At 35.4% G+C, this 19,942-nt stretch carries 20 protein-coding genes and 1 pseudogene; 9 read left to right on the plus strand and 12 right to left on the minus strand.

Features of this window, described 5'->3' with window-relative positions:
* Positions 1 to 3: 3 nt before the first annotated feature.
* The 5 genes from pgaC to PLANO_RS13520 all read left to right on the plus strand — a co-directional run bounded on the left by pgaC (position 4) and on the right by PLANO_RS13520 (position 4,733).
* Positions 4 to 1,248 (plus strand): poly-beta-1,6-N-acetyl-D-glucosamine synthase, encoded by a 1,245-nt coding sequence (gene pgaC / locus PLANO_RS13500; RefSeq protein WP_038704960.1) that lies wholly within the window; start codon positions 4 to 6, stop codon positions 1,246 to 1,248.
* The gene (locus tag PLANO_RS13505) at positions 1,212 to 1,679 is read left to right on the plus strand and encodes a hypothetical protein (protein WP_052124325.1); all 468 of its coding nucleotides are present in this window, start codon (positions 1,212 to 1,214) and stop codon (positions 1,677 to 1,679) included. Before pgaC ends, PLANO_RS13505 begins: the two co-directional genes overlap by 37 nt.
* Complete coding sequence (locus tag PLANO_RS13510) at positions 1,663 to 2,532, plus strand: polysaccharide deacetylase family protein (protein WP_038704961.1); 870 nt, start codon at positions 1,663 to 1,665, stop codon at positions 2,530 to 2,532. Before PLANO_RS13505 ends, PLANO_RS13510 begins: the two co-directional genes overlap by 17 nt.
* A 531-nt stretch (positions 2,533 to 3,063) precedes the next feature.
* A complete protein-coding gene (locus tag PLANO_RS13515) occupies positions 3,064 to 4,059 on the plus strand; it encodes a sensor domain-containing diguanylate cyclase (RefSeq protein WP_231554730.1) in 996 nt (331 codons plus the stop codon).
* A gap of 308 nt (positions 4,060 to 4,367) precedes the next feature.
* Positions 4,368 to 4,733 carry a hypothetical protein gene (locus PLANO_RS13520; protein WP_038704962.1) on the plus strand — a complete coding sequence of 122 codons (366 nt, stop codon included), beginning with the start codon at positions 4,368 to 4,370 and terminating at the stop codon, positions 4,731 to 4,733.
* 184 nt (positions 4,734 to 4,917) lie between these two features.
* On the opposite strand, the gene PLANO_RS13525 is transcribed toward PLANO_RS13520, so the two are convergent.
* The 4 genes from PLANO_RS13525 to PLANO_RS13540 form a co-directional block, all read right to left on the minus strand.
* The gene (locus PLANO_RS13525) at positions 4,918 to 5,304 is read right to left on the minus strand and encodes a DnaJ family domain-containing protein (RefSeq protein WP_038704963.1); all 387 of its coding nucleotides are present in this window, start codon (positions 5,302 to 5,304) and stop codon (positions 4,918 to 4,920) included.
* Positions 5,305 to 5,345: 41 nt separating this feature from the next.
* Positions 5,346 to 6,593: an MFS transporter gene (locus tag PLANO_RS13530; RefSeq protein WP_038704964.1), complete on the minus strand. Its 1,248-nt coding sequence runs from the start codon at positions 6,591 to 6,593 to the stop codon at positions 5,346 to 5,348.
* Between the two features lie 245 nt (positions 6,594 to 6,838).
* The gene (locus tag PLANO_RS13535) at positions 6,839 to 8,113 is read right to left on the minus strand and encodes an MFS transporter (protein WP_038704965.1); all 1,275 of its coding nucleotides are present in this window, start codon (positions 8,111 to 8,113) and stop codon (positions 6,839 to 6,841) included.
* Positions 8,106 to 8,717, minus strand: coding sequence for a winged helix-turn-helix domain-containing protein (locus PLANO_RS13540; RefSeq protein WP_038704966.1), 612 nt, complete (start codon positions 8,715 to 8,717; stop codon positions 8,106 to 8,108). The genes PLANO_RS13535 and PLANO_RS13540 overlap by 8 nt, the downstream gene beginning before the upstream one ends.
* 287 nt (positions 8,718 to 9,004) lie before the next feature.
* Here PLANO_RS13540 and PLANO_RS13545 point away from each other — a divergent pair, with 287 nt between their 5' ends.
* Positions 9,005 to 9,622, plus strand: a complete 618-nt coding sequence (locus PLANO_RS13545; RefSeq protein WP_038704967.1) for a recombinase family protein — start codon at positions 9,005 to 9,007, stop codon at positions 9,620 to 9,622.
* An 87-nt stretch (positions 9,623 to 9,709) separates the two neighbouring features.
* On the opposite strand, the gene PLANO_RS13550 is transcribed toward PLANO_RS13545, so the two are convergent.
* From PLANO_RS13550 to PLANO_RS13565, 4 genes are all read right to left on the minus strand, one after another.
* Complete coding sequence (locus tag PLANO_RS13550; protein ID WP_038704968.1) at positions 9,710 to 10,114, minus strand: PBECR4 domain-containing protein; 405 nt, start codon at positions 10,112 to 10,114, stop codon at positions 9,710 to 9,712.
* 303 nt (positions 10,115 to 10,417) lie between these two features.
* Positions 10,418 to 10,855 carry a hypothetical protein gene (locus PLANO_RS13555; RefSeq protein WP_038704969.1) on the minus strand — a complete coding sequence of 146 codons (438 nt, stop codon included), beginning with the start codon at positions 10,853 to 10,855 and terminating at the stop codon, positions 10,418 to 10,420.
* 125 nt (positions 10,856 to 10,980) lie between these two features.
* Positions 10,981 to 11,796, minus strand: a complete 816-nt coding sequence (locus tag PLANO_RS13560; RefSeq protein WP_038704970.1) for a hypothetical protein — start codon at positions 11,794 to 11,796, stop codon at positions 10,981 to 10,983.
* A 378-nt stretch (positions 11,797 to 12,174) separates the two neighbouring features.
* Positions 12,175 to 12,729: a recombinase family protein gene (locus tag PLANO_RS13565; RefSeq protein WP_038704971.1), complete on the minus strand. Its 555-nt coding sequence runs from the start codon at positions 12,727 to 12,729 to the stop codon at positions 12,175 to 12,177.
* Positions 12,730 to 13,282: 553 nt separating this feature from the next.
* Between PLANO_RS13565 and PLANO_RS16215 the strand changes: the two genes are divergently transcribed.
* From PLANO_RS16215 to PLANO_RS13575, 3 genes are read left to right on the plus strand one after another with little or no spacing between them, the layout of a single operon-like run.
* Positions 13,283 to 13,774, plus strand: coding sequence for an SMODS domain-containing nucleotidyltransferase (locus tag PLANO_RS16215; RefSeq protein WP_231554731.1), 492 nt, complete (start codon positions 13,283 to 13,285; stop codon positions 13,772 to 13,774).
* The gene (locus PLANO_RS16220; protein ID WP_231554732.1) at positions 13,762 to 14,160 is read left to right on the plus strand and encodes a hypothetical protein; all 399 of its coding nucleotides are present in this window, start codon (positions 13,762 to 13,764) and stop codon (positions 14,158 to 14,160) included. The genes PLANO_RS16215 and PLANO_RS16220 overlap by 13 nt, the downstream gene beginning before the upstream one ends.
* On the plus strand, positions 14,138 to 14,710 hold the full coding sequence (locus PLANO_RS13575; RefSeq protein ID WP_038704972.1) for an SLATT domain-containing protein: 573 nt from the start codon (positions 14,138 to 14,140) through the stop codon (positions 14,708 to 14,710). The genes PLANO_RS16220 and PLANO_RS13575 overlap by 23 nt, the downstream gene beginning before the upstream one ends.
* Before the next feature lie 389 nt (positions 14,711 to 15,099).
* On the opposite strand, the gene PLANO_RS13580 is transcribed toward PLANO_RS13575, so the two are convergent.
* The 4 genes and pseudogenes from PLANO_RS13580 to PLANO_RS13595 form a co-directional block, all read right to left on the minus strand.
* Positions 15,100 to 15,996, minus strand: coding sequence for a tyrosine-type recombinase/integrase (locus PLANO_RS13580; protein WP_038704973.1), 897 nt, complete (start codon positions 15,994 to 15,996; stop codon positions 15,100 to 15,102).
* Between the two features lie 585 nt (positions 15,997 to 16,581).
* A pseudogene (locus tag PLANO_RS15715) lies at positions 16,582 to 17,093 on the minus strand (transposase); the annotation flags it as partial.
* A gap of 267 nt (positions 17,094 to 17,360) precedes the next feature.
* The gene (locus PLANO_RS15720; RefSeq protein WP_052124326.1) at positions 17,361 to 19,523 is read right to left on the minus strand and encodes an ABC transporter ATP-binding protein/permease; all 2,163 of its coding nucleotides are present in this window, start codon (positions 19,521 to 19,523) and stop codon (positions 17,361 to 17,363) included.
* 64 nt (positions 19,524 to 19,587) lie between these two features.
* On the minus strand, positions 19,588 to 19,929 hold the full coding sequence (locus PLANO_RS13595; protein ID WP_038704974.1) for a hypothetical protein: 342 nt from the start codon (positions 19,927 to 19,929) through the stop codon (positions 19,588 to 19,590).
* Positions 19,930 to 19,942 lie beyond the last annotated feature (13 nt).

Genomic DNA, 19,942 nt, shown 5'->3' on the forward strand with positions numbered 1-19,942 from the left:
GAAATGGATTTCTTTTCAGGACCATATGGTTTGGTCGCAAGTTTTGTTTTTTGGTACCCATTTTTAATGGCACTTTTTTGGATGGCAGGATCTATTCTTTTTTTAAGAACAAAAGAAAAGAAACAAAGTGACATCGACATAGATGGATTTGACTGGCCGATGATCAGCATTCTCGTTCCTTGTTATAACGAAGAAGATACGATTAGGGAGACAATAGAAAATCTATCTGGATTGTCATATCCAAAAAAGGAAATTATTCTAATAAATGACGGTTCAACCGATCAAACTGCTTCTCTTTTAGAGGCATTATCAAAAGAACACAATGAAATAAGAGTGATTCAACTAGAACAAAATCGAGGAAAAGCAAATGCTTTACAAGTTGGCTTATTTGCTTCTAAAGCTGAGTATTTAGTCTGCGTTGATGCAGATGCCCTTTTAGCAGATACAGCCCCTTACTATATGATTCATCAATTTTTTGTAAGCGGAGAACGAGTGGGTGCTGTTACAGGAAGTCCATCTATTCGGAACCGAAATACACTTTTGAGCCGTATGCAATTAGTTGAATATGCTTCAATTATTGGCGCGATAAAACGAACACAAAGATTGTTAGGAAAAGTAATGACGGTATCGGGAGTTGTTGTGACATTTCGTAAAAAAGCATTAGTAGATGTTGGATTATGGGACCGCGATATGATTACAGAGGACATTGCGGTTAGTTGGAAATTGCAAAAACGATTTTGGGATGTTCGCTATGAACCTCGTGCAATTTGTTGGATGCTTGTACCGGAAACACTGTCGGGTATTTGGCAACAGCGGATTCGCTGGGCGCAAGGAGGACAGGAAGTAGTTTTACGTCATTGGCGCATCTTATTCAGCTGGAAACAAAGACGGCTGTGGCTTATTTTTTTAGAGCAATGTGTTAGTACAATCTGGGCTTTTAGCTGGCTATTTATTACACTGGTCCTTGTTTTTTCAGCTAATGCATTTCAAGACCTATTGTTTTGGTTGACGTTAACTTCTTTTTTCCTTGTATTTATTAGCATGATTCAACTGTTCATCTCTCTTGTAATAGATTCTAGACATAACGGTGTGATGAGATATTATTTTTGGGCCGCATGGTATCCGGCTATTTACTGGATGGTAAACACACTGGTAGTCGTTGTCGCATTACCAAGAGCCATTAAATCTCGTTACAAAGGAGGTTTCGCAATATGGTCGAGTCCAGATCGAGGTCTAAAGAAATCATGATCATTAGTGGGAATCGCTCAAATTTTAGATTTGTTACCGACCTACTTTTTACTTTGCTTTTTTGGGTATACACGATTATTGTGATGATTTTCATTTTATCAGCTACTACTGGATTTAGTAATGTTGTGACAAGAACGCTGAATACTGCATTCAAAACAACAAACAGTGAAGTTCAAGCAGTGATTTTATTTGGATTTGTCATATTTATAGTTATTTATTTATTATTGTTTATTAATCGCCTTTATAATAAAAAACGGTTTGGTAAACTAACCCGTCGATCTTACCCAGAATCAGTGACTGGGCGTGATCTAATTTCATTGCAATTAATGAGTGCCGAAAACATTGAAAAACTCCAAAGTAACTATGTGGTTTTTGAAAGAAACCCAATTATCTCATTAGAAGAGGAAAAAATAAATGAAGAAAGCGATTAAACTAATCATTATTCTAGCTTTAATATACACGTTTTTTTTGTTCAAAGATGATATCAAAGAAGAAGTGTTTACAGTAAATGAGTCAGCGATGTCTTTTCCAGAGGAGCTAAACAAAGAGAGCTGCCTAGGTTTAAACTATCACCGCGTGTTAGAGGATACTTTGCCTGTTCGATTAAGCAGGTGGCTATTAAACTCGGATGAATTGGTTAAGTACAGCGTGTTAAGTACTGAATTTGAAGAACAATTGACGTCGTTAGTCGATGCAGGAGCTGTTTTCTTGTCAGAAGACGAGTTACTTCAAGCAAAAAAATCAGGAAAATTCCCATCGAAATGTGTATGGGTTTCTTTTGATGACATCGATCACTCAGTTTACAAAAATGCCTTTCCGATTTTGAAAAAAGCAAATGTTCCATTTACCATGTTTGTCATTGCAGGACGCGTTGGAGATGAAGACTTCAGTAACTTAAAAATGGCAACATGGGATCAAATAAGAGAAATGGAAAAGAGTGGACTTGCCAGCGTGGGATCTCATACGTATAAAATGCATCGATTTGAAAACGAAACCCCTATATTTCTTGTTCCAGAAAATAGAGAGGCGTTTAAAAGCGATTTGAAAAAAAGTATTGAAGTTATTGAAAAAGAGCTTGAAATAACTGTACGTAGCTTTGCTTATCCATATGGGAATACTGATGACTTTACGGCTCAGGCACTACGGGATCAAGGACTAGAAGCAGGGTATATATTAGCACCGCAAACAATAGTGCCGACAGATGATAATTTTTACATCAATCGCGTACTTGTTAACGATGCAACACATCGCAAAGTCATTCTTCCTTTCATTAAAAGTCAGTAAGGTTCAAATAAAGAACATCAGCGAGTAGTGTTTTCTAAAAGTTACGTTTGAACGCTAACTTTCGGGAGGCATTACTAATTTTGATGTTCTTTTTTTGTGGCTATCATACGACTAGTTAATAGCTTCTTTTAAATCTGGTCCCCTTTTTTTCGTTCCACTCATTTTATCGCAGCCATAAGCTACTTTTGCATTCGTCTGTTCATATAAGTTTATAATTCTGTTGAAAATCGTACGCATTCCAAAAACAATAGTAGAAAAGTATATTTTATTGTCAACACTGAAATATAAAATATATATGACACACAAAAATCGTCACGACCATATCTGGCGCACCTATTCAAAAGAAACAGCTCTGACCGTATGACCCAGAAAGAGATTCTGGACTTTCTTCTGACGTTTAATTAGGTCACCCCAAAAGTACTCAATTACAACACGTCTTTGCAACTGCAAGCCCGCAAATAAATTAATCTAAAACGAGAAATTTTCGTTGTTGAATATAGTAGTGAAGAAGTCATGCTAAATGTCATAACTTTGACAGAATTACTTGCATTTCTTAGAATTCCGATTACTAGCTCAGTTAAACACTTTAATAAAAATATAAATCAAAGAAAGATGATGGTTATATTGAAGAAAGATTGCGAAAATATCCTATCAACAGAAGTAGGAATAGAGGAATCTATTCTGGATTCTTTGCGAGATCAAATTTGTTTGATTGATGCAACTGGTTCTATTCTTTTTGTAAATAATGAATGGCTTCAATTTGCATTAAGAAGTGGCGAAACTTTAGCGAGTTATGGTATTGGAATGAATTATTTAGAACAATGTGAGAATGAGCCTCTACTGCATCAGGGGCTACGAGCGATATTGACAGGACAGAAAGACTCTTTTAATTTTGAACAATCCTGTCACTCTCCTACTATAAAAAGATGGTTTTTGATGCAAGCTACGCCTCTTCAAACCGAGGGATTTATTGAAGGAGTAGTTATTCGCTATGTAGACATTACCAAACAGAAACTTCTAGAACTTCAATTAAAAGAATTGGCAGAACAAGATCCTTTGACCTCTCTATATAATCGTCGTTATTTTATGGAGCAACTAGCTAAAGCATCAGATTGCGCGCGTCATGATGGTAGATTTTTGGCCTTGTTATGTATTGATACAGACAATTTCAAAGCCATTAACGATACTTATGGACACCCTGCAGGAGACCATGTACTAAAAGAATTGGCAAATCAACTTAAAGAAGGCACAAGACTTGTGGACACTGTAGCACGTATAGGTGGAGACGAATTTGCTATCTTATTGCCCGACATCACTCAAGTTGAAGTGAAACTTATTGCTGACAGGTTACTCCTATCTATTCAGCAATTGACCATTCACTATCAAGATTGCCTGCTTGAGTTTACCGTATCGATTGGAGGGGGAATTTTCACTGATAAAATGCCGCTTACTTCTATGATGGAGTTAGTAGATAAATCCTTATATATAGCAAAAGATAAAGGGAAGAATAAAGTAGTCATTAGTTGAAAGTATATGGGACCTAATACAATTTATAAACTATCCATTAAATGGGGCGCGAATCGCAAGAATAAGAATTTAGTTTTATTTAAATAATCATTTCAGAAGTGTTTGTAATAGTGCACTTTTGCAAAAAAAAGGAGAAAAGATGCGCAATGGACAGCCTCTTCTCTCCTTTTCACTATAAGTAGCTTCCGATAACTTATGATATGTAAACTCATGTCTATTCAAAATACGATCTAATATGTTATATATGTTCTAACATTCTAAAAAGGATGCTCCCTTACTATCTCTAATTATTGAAAGGAGATTTATTGATGACCTATTTTTATTACATTGCCTCCGATATCGAGTTGACCACGGAAATCTATAAAGAACATGAATTATATTTTGAAAGATCTAATGAACGGATTAAAGGATTCGACTTTCCTATCCAGCTTGAAATTGATAATGGTATTAATACAAAAGAAGAAGTGGATATTCTGTTTGAGTACATTCACAAAAAAGCTGAGAATCACAAAAGATGTAGCTTTCAAGTTGCCAAGCTGGTTAATTCTAATAGAGTGCCATTTAAAGTCCTAGAGAAAAAACAAGTATTCTTACATAAAATAAAGTCTTCTGAAGAATTATTTTTGTCTGAAGGCCATTTGCTCACTATCAAAAAAGTTCCGGTGGTGTATTAAAATTGGAGAGACATATAAGCATTCATAAAAGTACACTTTTGCAAACTAAAAAGACAACGAACTCATAATTTGAACTGAGCCACTAATGTATCACTTTTTAAATGTCTATCACCTGGGGTTCAGTTCACCTCTTCCCCTCTTTTTTTTGCATCCTCTCACAATTCCTGTATATGAAATTAAACCATTATCTCCAACGTTCCATGGCCGCATCTAAATTTTCCATCCTCACTGATCCTTTTTGAAGAGGTATCGGACAAATTTGGTTAAATTCATGAATTTTATCGTTGAGCAACGCAACCTTTAATTGCACATCGCTTCTCTTTCCTTTGCTAAGTTGAAGAATCGCATCTTGAATCCCATCCCGAATATCATGCTGGAGCTTCAGCCAATGGGGTTTATGCCCTGCCTCATTTGCTACGCGCTGAAAATGCTGAAAAAGATCTCCTGAAAAATATTCCGCTGACAAAGGCTTTCCAGTACCGGGCAAATCATCCATTCCTCCTGTTTTAGTATATTCCTTTAAAATGTCTCCAATTAAATCATTCCGTGGATTCGAATCATATTCGCTCATCTGGCATCTTCCTTTCTACAAGAATTGAGTCTATAGAGTCATTAAACCAACACTTCCTTTTCGACCTCTTCCTCCTCTTCTCGGTAAAATGCAGCTTGTTGTGGTTTCAATACAAAATAGGAAAAGACGATTGATGCCAGCAGCATAATGCTGGCCAGTCCAACAATAGTGACTCGCAGGGAAATTACATCTGCCAAGATACCGATTCCTAAGATGAATAGGACTTGTACGACACTCTGCACCAATTGAAAAATGCTGGTGACTCTTCCCATCAGCGCAACCGGAATGTTGTTTTGGTAAAACGTAGCCATGCCAGTATTCATGAAGACATTGAAAAAACCTAAAATCAAGAAGCCGACTGTAATGGTGAGGAATGACCAAGAAAAAGCATACAGGACATAGCCGACCGCCGTCATCACCACACCGAGCACAATCATAAACCGTAAAGAGAACTTTGACGAAAAGATGGTAAGCAGAACGCCGCCACTAACTGAACCAATGCCGGTGATACTGATTAACAAGCTGTAGTCTACTTCGGAAAGACCGATTACCCGTTGGGTAAACACGACTTCCTGGGCATCCATGGCGAACGAAAAAATCATGACCAGAATAAAACTCAAGTAAATAATAGCGATGTATTTGTTTTCAGAAAGGAATTGCTTAACCACTGTAAAATCACTCCATACTTGAGCAACGGTCATCTTAGGAATCGTCTCACGGTCAATCTCTTCTTGCTCTGGAAGTCCCAAAAGCAGCAGTGCTGCAATCACAAAGAAAATTGCATTGATCCAAAGGGTGGCCTGAATCGAGCTAAGCAGAATTAACGTACCGCCAATGGCGGGACCGACGATAAATGCACCAGAAGAAGTAACCGAACGAATGGAGTTGAAACGTTTTCTCTTTAATTTCGGCACTAGCATGGTTGTATAGGTGGTCGAAGAAGGACCAAAAAAAGACTTAGCGATACTCAGGAAAACGAGAATCACGTAAATGCCAACGATGTTGGGAGCATAGGGAATCAATGCGATAAATCCTGCCCGTAAAAGATAAGTTGCGATAATGACTTTCTTCTTGCTGCGGTAATCGATAAAGCTTCCAGTCCAAAACTTCGTCAAGATGTTGACAATCGGTCCAATGATCCAAAGTCCGGCTACTGCTGCAGCAGAACCAGTCATTTGATAAACAATGATATTGATGGCGACCAGGTAAATAAAGTCACCGATGCCAGCAATGCCAAGTGAAGTCAACAGTATGGCTGGATCTTTCCAATCTTTTAACTTTTTATTCATTTTGGCCTCCTATAAAATATATTGGGTCTTCTAAAAGCACTGTTATTTAAGTAACTTATTTAATATTCTTATAATAACATTAATTTCCATCTGCAAGATATACGTAAAGTGTAGCCACGCATTCGTAAAAGTACATTTTCACGAACAAAAAGGAGAAAAGATGTGCTGGCTATAGCCTCTTTTCCCCTTTAAAATACACGTAGCTTCCGATAAGCTGCGATATGTAAACTTACTCCTTGCCACCTTTACGATTTTTCTTTCCCATTAATGGTCGATGGGTGTAATGACTCAGGAATTTTAAGGTTATAAGATTTATTAGCTTGGACCAATGCAAAGAATTGAGCAAACACTATAAATAATAGGAACAGAAACAGATAGTTTATATTTAGATTGGTTAAAAGCAGACCTCCGATTCCAGGTCCAATCGCATATGCGAAGTTTCCTCCAGCGCCAATTAAAGAAAAATACGTGGCTTTCAAATTTGTCGGAGCGCTTTTCGCCATGATTGCCTGCATTTTCGGTGCGACTATCATTTCTCCGATTGTGATAAATGCAAAAGAAACAAACCATGCGTAGGTAAAATTGTTTAAGAACAACAAAATTAAAAATCCAAGAAAGTAAAGACTGTTACCAAATATGAAGGAGCACACATTGCTAAACCGACTGAAAACGTGCGTTACAATCGGCTGTAAGACGACAATCAAGCCGGTCATCATGGCAACCAGCAATCCAAACAAGCGAACGCCATCTTCAAAAGAGCCATTTAAATATTGTGCAATGTTCGTATCGACTTGCGCTTCGATGAAAAAGATAAAGAAATAACTAAGCATCAGCCAGATCAGTACGCGGTCTTTCGTGAGCAAAGTGAATATTGATCTGGAGCCTGCCAGTTCTTTTTCTGCTTCTACATAGTGAATAGAGATATCTGCTTTTTTGATACGGAATAAACCAATCATTGATCCGGCCAACACGACTAAAATAATCGAAAACAAAATAATTGGCGTTTCATAACTCCCCATTTCAATGACCAGTACACCAAGCAACGGCCCTAAAACCCCGCCCAAATTGATAACCCAGTAGTTATAACCGAAAACCACTTCAGTATGCGCTTTGGGGGTATGCAGCGCAAGAATCGAATTACTAGTCGAATTATAAACAGTCCAACCGATCCCGGCGAGGACGGAAAACAGTGCGATAACCAGATAATTTTCGAAGACGATATAACCGATCAAACTCGCCGCTGGAATAAGCAAAGCGATAGGATAAACTTTATGTATCCCAAACTTATCAGCAATCCTACCACCTAAAACACTGAATACCAAAGAACTGAGGGGGGAAATCCCGATCAAGACCCCGACTTCTGCAGGCGTGAGGTTCAGTTTTTCGCTGAAATAAATGGCCATGAATGGCATGGACATAAAACGAAATGTATTGAAGATAATATTGGCCAAAAGCAAAGACCACACCAAAAAAGGAATTTGTCGGTAGCGTTCTTTAATTTTAGACAACTTACTATTCATGCTCTTCTCCATCTTCCGATGAATTGAAAAAAGGTTCATTCATACGGAAACCGAAGGTGGAAATATAGAACCACTCCCCATCTTCTCCCTCTTCTTCCACCCCTGTTAATTCTTCTAGTAAATTCTGGTATTTCATGACCCATTCTTTGAATTTTTTCTCCGTCATTTTCACTTCTAGCTGGCTGGAAATTTTACCCCATTCTTTCGGATTTTCCGTTTCTGTTATAAAGGCAGTATCAGGTGCTTTTAATACTCGTTCTTTGGTCCGTTCCAGCGCAGTGAGAGCCATCAGTTTTCCACCTTCATTTTGTATGGCTTGAAAAGGCATTAATTCTTTCGCAGGAATGTAACTTCTTGCGGTCGATCGGTATTGTTTCTCTGTCATATTTCGTTTTTTTGACTCACTGACCAGATAAATCAATTCATTTTTTTCTAAATCTTTTAAGTGATAATGTATTTTTGAACGCGGAATATTTAACAACTGAGAAAGCTGTTGGCCCGAGTAAGGTTTTTCGATTAGTAAATGCAGCATCTCCACCCGTAAGGGATCGCTTAAGCTCTTTAACTGGTCTAACTGAGTTAAAAGAAAAATGCTTTGTTTCATTTCATGTCCTCCTTTTTAGACTTGTCTATTTTTACTGACATAAAGATATCATTTTATATTCTCTCTTGTCAATAAAATTTGACATGAGAGAATATAAAAATAGATTATTCTATTAAACCGTTCGTAAAAGTACACTTTTGCGAACGCTTTGAAAACGGCTGAAAACGGCTGAAAATGACGTTCGTAAATGTATGAAATGACTTTACGAACGTTCACGAAATTGCACACACTTTTACGAACGGTTTTCAGGTATAATGAGAGGAAATAATCGTTTATAGAGGTGAATTATGGAACATCGCAAATTTGGTTACATACGCGTCAGCAGCAAAGACCAAAATGAAGGCCGTCAGTTGGAAGCTATGAAAAAAATGGGCATCACTGATCGGGATATTTATTTGGACAAACAAAGCGGAAAGAGTTTCGAGCGAGCGAACTATCAGTTGCTCAAACGGATTATCCGTAAAGGCGATATTTTATATATTCACTCACTGGATCGGTTTGGCCGAAACAAAGAAGAGATCCTTCAGGAGTGGAATGACCTCACGAAAAATATTGAAGCGGATATTGTGGTGTTGGATATGCCGTTATTGGATACGACCCAATACAAAGACAGCATGGGAACGTTCATTGCGGATCTGGTGTTGCAGATTCTTTCCTGGATGGCAGAAGAAGAACGGGAACGCATCAGGAAACGGCAGCGTGAAGGAATCGATTTGGCACTGCAAAATGGTATTCAGTTTGGCAGACCCGCAGTTTATGTTTCAGAGGAATTCAAAGAGGTATATAGAAAATGGAAAGCTAAAGAACTGACAGCAGTGGAAGCCATGCAACAGGCTGGAGTTAAAAAGACCAGTTTTTATAAATTGGTAAGAGCACTCGAAGAACAGGCAGCAAATCTATTATAATAGAAGAAACTTCAAAAAAAGAATGGCACTAAAGTTAACGAATAACTTCAGTGCCGTTCTTTTTTTGTTCTAGTACTTGTTATTTTTCTAAGATTCTATCTCTGGCAAGGATGGCGGAGTATAATTTTTATGTACATATAATTCTTCTGCAATCTCTCCGTTTTCCTTCTTTCTATACAAAAGTGTTAATCTGGTTTGAGTTTTTTCATAATCATTATTCAATCTAGGAAAGAAAGAGATGAGGATATAGTCGTTTGACAACTTGTCTTTTTTCAAAAATAAATTCAAGTAATATTCTTTGGAGTCTTGTCTTATCTTTAATCGTAATAAATAATCAGCATCTATTTTACTGTATGCTTTTTTCTTCAAAAAAATGAAGCTTGCTTCTCCAACGTCAATTCCTTCATCAAAAATAGGCTTAATTAGAGGGGAAAACTTAATCCTATTTTCAATAGAATGCTCAAACTGACCATGTATATAAGTAAGCGTCAAATAATTGGACGCTTACGTTTATGCAAAATCCATAATCTGTTTTTATTCTACAAAATTCCATTAAATAATAGGGATTTATAGTTATTAAAAATTTTAGCCAGAATTAAAAAACAGACGAAATGTTATTCGTCTGCTTTACTATCAATGTTTAATAGAGTTTTTCTTGCAGCACATAGCATTGAACTTTAAAGAATTCGATAATCATTTAGAAGATTTTATTAAAATAGAAATATGAAAATATAATAAAACATCTTCGAGTTAAAATTCCAGACGTTATATTATAAACACTGGACATCTTAACTACTAAAAATTATCTAACCATTCACCGTCTTGTTTATTTAAATGAACTATCAATTCTGTTTTTGCACTTAAGATACAAACTTCAAAATCTTGCACATTCAATAATTCAACACCATTTTTAAGTAAACTAAAATTCCATAGTGTACCTGTTGATTTACTAGGAGTCAAACACATATATTTTCGAATAAATGCTTTTGAACTCTCATTTAGTTCACTAGTATACTCAGTTGCCCACTCTAAATTACTCCAAGGTTTTTGAGTTGTTTTCAGTTGTAGACGTTCAAATTCTAATTTCCCTGTAAGTAACGGATTTTCTTCCTCATATTCTCCATTCGGAAAAACTACACAAAAACTATCTGCGTGTTCGAGCGCGGCTTTTAAAACCATATTCCAAGTAGAAAAGGAAGAAGAAATGTCTTCTAATACAATAAAGTTTTCCATAAATAACCTCCATTATAATTTGCTATATTATAATTCTTTAACTAGTGAATATTCATTTTTTATAATTAGAAATTAAAATGAAAAGTAAAGAGAGCTGTAAACTATTTTTTTAAAATATACAATTTCTACATATCTTCTTTGTATGGACCTGTGTATATAGGTGTATATATTGGTGTTGGTGTTGGAGTTAATGTAGTTCCTGGTGTTGGTGTTACGGTAGTAGTTGGTTCTTCGTATTCTACTATTGGAAGTTCAGTTATATTAGTAATATCGTCTCCAAGTGTACTGTTGACGACTGTACCGCCTAAAGTTTCCGACTCTATCTCTACTGAAGGGTCATAACCGGATATATCATTAGGTGGTTGAGGTTCAGTGATATATAGCGACTCATTATATTCTACCAGTATCTCTGTATCAACAGAAGCTGGTCTTACAGCATATCCACCTGTAAGTAACTTATAAAGAATTACAGGAACTATGGCGAATATTGAAAATAAACTAGTTTGATCATTAAAAGAAAGACTACTTTTTGCAAAAGACTTCATTGCATTTGCTCCTACTTTTGATAAGTCGTTCCAATTGGAAGTGGAATTACACGTATCTATAACAGTTTTCTTTTTCTTCGTTTCGTAGATGTAAATACATGTTTTGGACTTCTTAATGTATCTAACAACATGAAAATTATAATATGGTTTCCATTGGCCTCTTAAATCTTTTTTGTCTAAATGAACATTAGTATGCGGTGTGGAATTACTCGGGAATTTTGGGCCTGCCCAACCAGGATGGACATTGGTAACATATAGTTTCATACCACCCACAATTTTCGGACCATATGCTAGCTTTGCACTTGCTGCGGAAACACTTTGAGAGTGGGGAAAAACGTAAACTGAACTAAACGTAAAAGTGAGAAGAAGTAAAAAAATCAAAAACCTTTTTTTCATAAAATTAACCTCCTATTTTAATTTAAAAATCCCGAAAAACTAAAATTGAAAATAAATCCAAAGCACCAATTTAATTCTTCTTATTTACAATAAACTTTTGAAAAATATTTGTATATCGCATTTTTTTGATGAATATAACATTACTCATCAGTCTGGGAAATTGATTAATGATAATAAGCTTTTAAGTACAATCTTAAAATAGACCACTTGTGGTTTATTTCTACTGTTAAGTTGTAATTACTTTAACTTTTGTAATAGAAGATTATCACTACTAACGATAAAGAGAAAAATTTACAACAATATATATAAAACTAAAAGAGGCATAACATGGATTTTAAAATCCATGTTATGCCTCTTTTAATTTTAGAAAGTGCAAGTTTATTGTTTTTCCAAGTAACGATAAATAGTGGTACGAGAAACGCCCCATCTTTCAGCCACATCTTTAATCGGTGTCCCACCTTGAATCAACGAACGCATCATTTCAATATCTTTTGTGCCAAACTTCTCCGGTCGTCCACCGAGACGCCCTCTTGCTCTGGCAGCTGTCCGTCCGGCAGCCGAAAGTTCCTCAATCAAGTTCCGTTCGAATTCCGCAAATGCAGCGAACAAGTGGAACATCAATTGTCCAGTTGCATTGCGTTTATCCATCGTCAAGTTTTCCTGCAAACTGTGGAAGGTAACTCCCCGTTCATTTAAGGCATTTACAAGTTGAATCAAATCCTGCATGTTTCTTCCTAACCGATCCAATCGCCAAACAACAATCGTATCTCCTTCACGTGCATAGTTAATCGCTTCTTCTAAACCTGGACGCTGTTTTTTTGTGCCACTCATTTTATCGTGAAATGTTTTATCGCAGCCGTAAGCAGTTAACGCATCCATCTGTAAATCCAAATTTTGTAATCCCGTTGAGACCCGTGCATATCCAATTAACATCCAATCACTCTTTCGTCTTTTTCGTTAAATTAATTGTACCATAAGATAAAAAACCAATGGTTAGTGAACATAGAATAATGTACAGAGTTTTATTACACGTAACACATAAAAAAAGATCCTTTTCTAATCACCCAATGCCGTGTCCAGAAAAGGACGAGTTTTGGAACAGAGAAGGTAAGTGGACTTTTCAAAATTGAAGATATCTCTATGAACGTGCCTCCTCTGCAAATGACGAAATCATCATAAGAGTCATCGTGGTCTGTTCTGTTAAAAGTACTATGACATTTTTTGATGCTGTTCCCTCTATATAATAGAGTGTTCTTAAAGGTGGACTTTTACGAACGATTTGATTTGAAAAATTAACTTCATATTCTTTTTTAGTTGGGAATTTATGCTAAAATGAGTATATTGAATCGTGAAAAATGTATAATTACTTTGGTAATCTACTGCCCTTTTCAGTGAGCTATGTATTTTAAAATTTCAACAATGATATATCATGTGAGTTGTATTTCAAGTTCATTAATCGTTATATCAAATCAGGAGGTTATGTCCAGTGTCTGTAAGTGATTACTTTTCTACATTTTGTTCTAATCTAAGAATGAGTAGTGATAATGTTAACAAAATACAATATCGCTATAAACAAATAACTAAACGGATAAATACAGCGTATAGAGGAAGTACATCTGAGACGGCAAATAGTTTTTATGTAGGTTCTTACGGTCGTGGAACAAAAATATGGACCAGTGATATAGATGTAATGGTTCAATTACCTTATCAAACGTATAAAAAATTTAACGATTATACTGGTAATGGACAATCTGCTTTATTGCAAGAAGTAAAAAATGAATTGGAAAAGACATATAGCACATCGCATCTAAATGGGGATGGACAAGTGATTGCAATTAACTTTTCGGACGGAATCAGTTTTGAAATTGTTCCTGCATTTATCAATGACGGTGGTAGCTACACTTACCCAGACACCAACAATGGGGGGAGCTGGAAATCTACTGATCCAAAAAAGAAATTGAGGCCATGTATAATTTAAATAAAACTACAAATAAAAATTTAAAAAGATTGTGCAGAATGGCACGCTCTTGGAAAGCCGAATGTAGCGTTCCTATAAGTGGGATCTTAATTGACACGCTTGCTTATAGGTTCTTGAGCGATTGGGAACATAAAGATAAATCTTTTCTTTACTATGATTATATGAGTAGAGATTTCTTTAAATTTTTGAAGGATTTAGATAAAGAAAAGCTATACTGGTTAGCACCGGGCAGTGGTCGTTATGTTTGGAAGGGCGGCAATTTTCAAAATAAAGCTTCTGTAGCTTATAATCTTTCTCTAGAAGCTATTAATCATGAATCTAATGATCGGCCCTACTCATCTAAGGTAAAGTGGAGGGAAATATATGGAACGAAATTCCCTGGATAGTCAAGGTTATAAACTGGAATCCCAAATTAGAGAAGCATATGGACGATTAGTTTATACATTAACTTGTCATAATAAAATCGTTCACCGACTTATGTCGAAAAATAATACAATCAAAGTTTGGCAGATTATATTGTCAGCCTTAACCACAGGAAGTTTCTTGGCAATTATTTCGTCTTACGAGGTAATTGCCAGTATTGTGGGAGCTGTTATTTCCATTGCTTTGTTGATATTAAATGCCTATACCAAAAACTTCGACTTAGTTGAAACAGCTCAGTCACATCAGAAAGCTGCTGATGCACTGTGGAAGATAAGGGAGGAATACGTTTCATTACTCACAGATTTTGACTTGCTAGAGTCAACTGATGTAATGGAACGAAGAGATGATTTGCAAAATAGGACAGCAGAAATTTATGCTCAATCCCCAAGAACCGATGCGAAGAGTTATAAGGAAGCACAAAAAGCTCTAAAAACAGAAGAAGAGCAGACTTTTTCAGAGAAAGAGATTGATGTGATGCTTCCAAACTCGATAAGAAGAGAAAATAGAAATTAAGTTTTAAATCTTTATCTATTTGAAGAACTAGTTCAATTTAAACAAAGCTTTCCAAACAACGAGAAAATAAATTAATCAAAATTCTCTTGAAAATGATCTTTGCAACAGCTTGATTTTTAAACTCTATAAGAGGGTTCAGTTAACATATCACCGGATAATCGGTAGCTGCGATGGACCAAGTATATAATTCAAGAAACCCAGCAACCTTTTTATACTACGGTTATTGGGTTTCTTTAAATCCTATGCAAATTATCTCTTAAAGTAAAAAAATATAACTACTGGTAGTTGAATGAGTAGATATCTTGATTGTAAAACAGGACAGGGCTGCCGCAAAAGATACAGCTGTCCTGTACTATTTTTAATTTCTTAAATTCATTTCAATGTTGTGTTTATAAATACTTGTCTACGGTTACTTCGGACACTGTAAGATAGTGCTGAATTAACGTTTCAAGTGATTGATGTCCTGTTTGCTGTGCAATAGTCGGTAAATCAGCGCCTGCTGCATGCATGGCCACCACTTGGCTTTTCCGGAAATTGTATCCCGTAAGCCCAGTCCAGCGTTGCAAAAACTGATAATACCCGATTTCACTGATTGCTGTGCTTTCATAGCGTCCATTCTTATACACTCTCCCCACGAAATAATTGTCTGCTTTAAGATGGTATTCACGTATATAAACATCGATTGCATAGATAACTTCCGGCGTGAGTCGCTTAGTGTGCCATCTTTTTTGCTTCTTCAAATAAACATGTACGCATTTGTTTTTCAAATCGAAATCGTTTATTTTTAAACGCACCATTTCGCTTGGTCTGTTAGCGGTTATTAGATTAACTAGACAAATCGCCTTTGCTCTTATCGGGAGACGATCGAGCATATCCGTCAACTCTTTCTTATCAATGGCTGACTTTCCTCGAACTTGAGTCAAATGAGCGTATTGATCTTCCTGATACATTTTTCGTATCCCCGAAAGCTCATATGCCACTCCTGCTTCTCCTTTGAGCTCTATTTTATGAATGACACTCAAGTATTTTCTAATAGCTGCTAATCGGCGTTCCCACGTTGTTTTCTTAACTTGCTGTTCAGTCAGTGAGATGTACAAATAATCAAGCATGGCCTCTGTGCCAATTACTTGACCTGTGCTGCAGCAATAGTTCTTGTATCTCCGAATATCGCCCTCATATTGTTTTGGGATTTCCTCCATCTTTTTTTCAATATGAATTTTTCTGTTGTGGTAACGTTTCTGAATCTCCAGAGTGTCCTGGTAAATTGCCAATTTGAAACCTGTCATTTTTCTTCATCCCCATTTCTTTTCAAAATCATTGTGAAACAACATTTATGATAGATTGATTTTGAGAAAAGTAATGGGACAAAGCAAAAGAGCCAGAGAAGAAAATTGACTCCTTCTTCTCTGACTCTTATAAACCATCGTTTTTGATAGTAATATGATTCATGAATTGTGTTTTAAATTTTACTCAGACTTACCTTACTAATAAATAAAATATCTACTAAGACCATTATAGAAAAAATTTACATATAATTAACTAACTAGTCTATAATTAATCAAACGAATAGCAATACTTATTATTAGGTACTAATTAAATACAATCCAAAAAGGGGCTGGACTTATGAGTGTTTTAAAAGTTTATTCGGTATTACTGAAAAGAACGAAGTAAAAAGCAAACAAAAAGATAATTCAAAAAAAAGTACAAGAATCATTGATGTAGATACTTCCCCCTCTTTGACTATTTCAGCATCTCCTATAGGTGACATTACAGGCAGTACAGCAACAGATTTTTATGTATATGTAAATTGTCAATTCAAGTCGAACATGGTAAGAAATTTATGAATACCTCAAAGGCCGTATTGTAATTCACTTGCCGATGACGGTGTCGACTTCCCAATGGCCACTTGGCTTCGAGGCGCCAAACGTGCATGGATTTTTTTCAGACGAGGCAGCTTGCCCCGGATCACCACTTCATTGTTTTTCAACTTCTGTCCTTTACGGATCAGAAGCTTTGGGGACAGCTTGAACAGGCCAAGTGCCGCGTAACAATAGATGCTCGAGACACTAATTGGAAAGGGTTTCTTATGCGTTTTCCAGTGCCGTCCAACGAGGCATTCTGGTGACAAGCCCAACTTCAGTTTGGACAGGATATAATCGACGTCTTCTTGATTGACCGATCGTCTAGCGCCACAGTTTTCACGTTCGGCCTCGTAATCAGCCTGTGCCAACAGAGCGTTGTATGGCTTACAGCGTTTCAATTCATAGTGGATGGTGCTTTTACTTCGTTTCAACTGTTTCGCCATATAGGACAACGATTTCTCTTCGAGGCAATAACGCTCGATTAGCACACGTTCCCATGATATCATGTGGGCATTGCTCATTTTGGGACACTCCTTTAGTTGATTCGCGTTAACTACGGTGTACCCACTTGAGCTATTTTATTTTCTAACCGTTCGACTTAATATGATAATCTACAATAAGAAAGAAAACTCAATTTACCATTTGGTAACAGTTAAGCCTTCTTTCATTCTGTACTTAAATTTTCGCAAAATCACATTACAATATATTGCATTCTACAACTTCGAATGACAGCTTTTCAAAAAAATAATAGAAAATTTTTCACTTCTAACAAGAAGCATATATTAAAACTAACTGCTAGAATTCAAATGTTTTTTCAAAGATTTTTGCTTAATACCCCACACACCCCAAATTATTGAAATTACTAAAATTAATATCATTAAAAAAACTATTGAAATTAAAATATTAAGAGATAACAAGTTTTTGAACAGTAAAAAGTATGGTGTAGTACTTAAATAAAACTCATTAATTAGCAAAGCAGCTACATAGGATATAAATAAGTATCCAGAAAATAATAAAAGTGTTTCAAAGGAAATTATTGAAAAGATATTCTTTTTTGAATATCCCATACTATACAATATAGCTAATTCTCTATTTCTATCATTAATATGGCCTTTATTCAAAAAAGCAACTAAAACTCCAATAATTAACGCAATAATAGCTGAACCTATTACCAATCTCTTCATCAATGAAGAATATATGTTTGACAATTCTCCGTTTTTAATATCATACTGGGAAACTAAATGATACGAAGGAAATTGTTGTTGTAGTTTTTTGTGAAGAGTAGGAAGTTGATCTTTAGATTTTGCTACCACTATCATTTCGTTAGAACCAGTACCTACCGCCTTCTTAAATGAAGGATAGTCTTTAGTAATCTCCTCATTGAACTTTTGAGTCTGCTCATTTTCACTCAAGACGTTTGTGAAGTATTCATAACTTTCATCCTTAAGATACCCTTCTTGATCGCTTTGGTTAAAATAACTTGTGTAAATGCGATAATCAGTGGTTAAAGTTTGCTCATAATCAGTGGCGTATACTCCTGCAATCACATAGTTAACTTTTTTCTTTCTCTTCTCAAAAGATTCTACATCTAATGTTATTTCTCTATTAATTAATTTGCTGAAATTGCTATCTTGTATTAGTGTAAGAGCAAAGACGTCAGGAATCAGTATTTGATTACTTAAATCCTTAGGAAAGCTCCCTTTTATAACATTTAAGTTTTTCACATTATAATTAGGGATATAGCTCATAGGAACTTGTAATGCCGTAAAAGAAAAATTTATTTCCTGTATATCGTTGAAATATCCAGTATATTTCTTTAATTCATTTGGGAAGTCTTCTTCGGTTATACTTTCATCAAGAATATTTTTGTCTTTATCATAATTTGTTTCAACGTCTCCTGTTATTAAAATGGCATCTTCAACTTGCTCAATTTTCTTAACTTCCTGTAAATCCTCTTCTGAAAAACCGATTCTCATTCCATCAAATTGAGAACTAATATTTTTCTCTTGAATTTCACTTACGGTGCTCTGATTAAGTTCTTGCGTGTTTAAAACAACAGTTCTTTCACCTATACCTGAAAAAAATTTATCAAATGATTCTACAGATGAGGCTTGATATGCTGTAAAAGATAAAACAAAACTACATAAAATCATAATTATAGGAATAGCTAAGAAGCCAATCTTTTTTTTAGTTCTCGTTAAATTTTTTATAGCATAGGATAAAGAATGTTTTTTAGAGGAATAATTTTGTAGAGGTTCTTTTGATATCACACTCTCGTTGCTATTAATATTAATAGTTGAATTTTCATTTTTGATTTCTGTAATTTTTCCATCTTTTATCTCGTATAAAACATCTGCCATTTGAATAACTGATGGATCATGAGTTACTAGAAACACCAAAATTCCTTTAGAACGTAACTTTTGTATGTATTGCATTACTTTGGCTGATGTCATTCCATCTAGATTACCTGTTGGTTCATCTAGTAATAATATTCTAGGATTTCCAATAACAGCTCTTGCGATCGCTACTCTTTGTTTTTGTCCACCACTTAAGTTTTTCACTAAATTTCCAGATAAATCTATTATATCCATTTCAATTAGAATATTATTTATATTTTCTTCTGTATAATCACCTGAATAAAAAATGTTTTCATAGACCGTAAAGTTCTCTAATAACTTATAATCTTGGAAAACAATTTGAATATCATGAGTCCTCGAACGATTCCACTCTTTTTTTGAAATGTTCTTAGAATTTTGGTTTAATAAGTAATAATCGCCTGAAAAATCTGTATCTAAACCCAATAAGATATTTAGTAAAGTTGTCTTCCCTTGTCCGCTTTTGCCAATTAAAACGTGTATGTGGGACGGATTAGAAACGCTTAAGTTTACATTGTTAAATATAGTTCTTTTTCCAAATTTTTTTGATAAATTTTTCAACTCAAATATATTCATAAAATATGTCCTCCAAATTAAAAAGTAAAGAACGATATTAATATACCGTTCTTTACTTTGTGTTTTACACTTCGAACCATGGACTATGGTAGTATTGTGGACTAACTAAAACCATACCTTTTTTATCTCGACTAGGAGTTCCATAAAATGTAGACGATGCGCTTTTGTTAGTACCTAAATAGTATGATTTATTCCCCACTATAGTACCAGTTGCATACACAACCCTTAATTGATAATTGCCTCCCTCGGACGCATTGCTCGTTCCAACTGAAGAAATTCCATTAATGTCATACTTAAACGCTGAACTCCAAGGACCCTGAGCTGCAAATGCAGGCATTGTTGATACTAGAAGCAAAGATACTGCAAAAATTGTGCTAAAAATACCTAAACCTAATTTCTTTTTCAAAAAATCACCTCCC

The sequence above is a fragment of the Planococcus sp. PAMC 21323 genome (assembly GCF_000785555.1).
Classification (GTDB): Bacteria; Bacillota; Bacilli; order Bacillales_A; family Planococcaceae; genus Planococcus.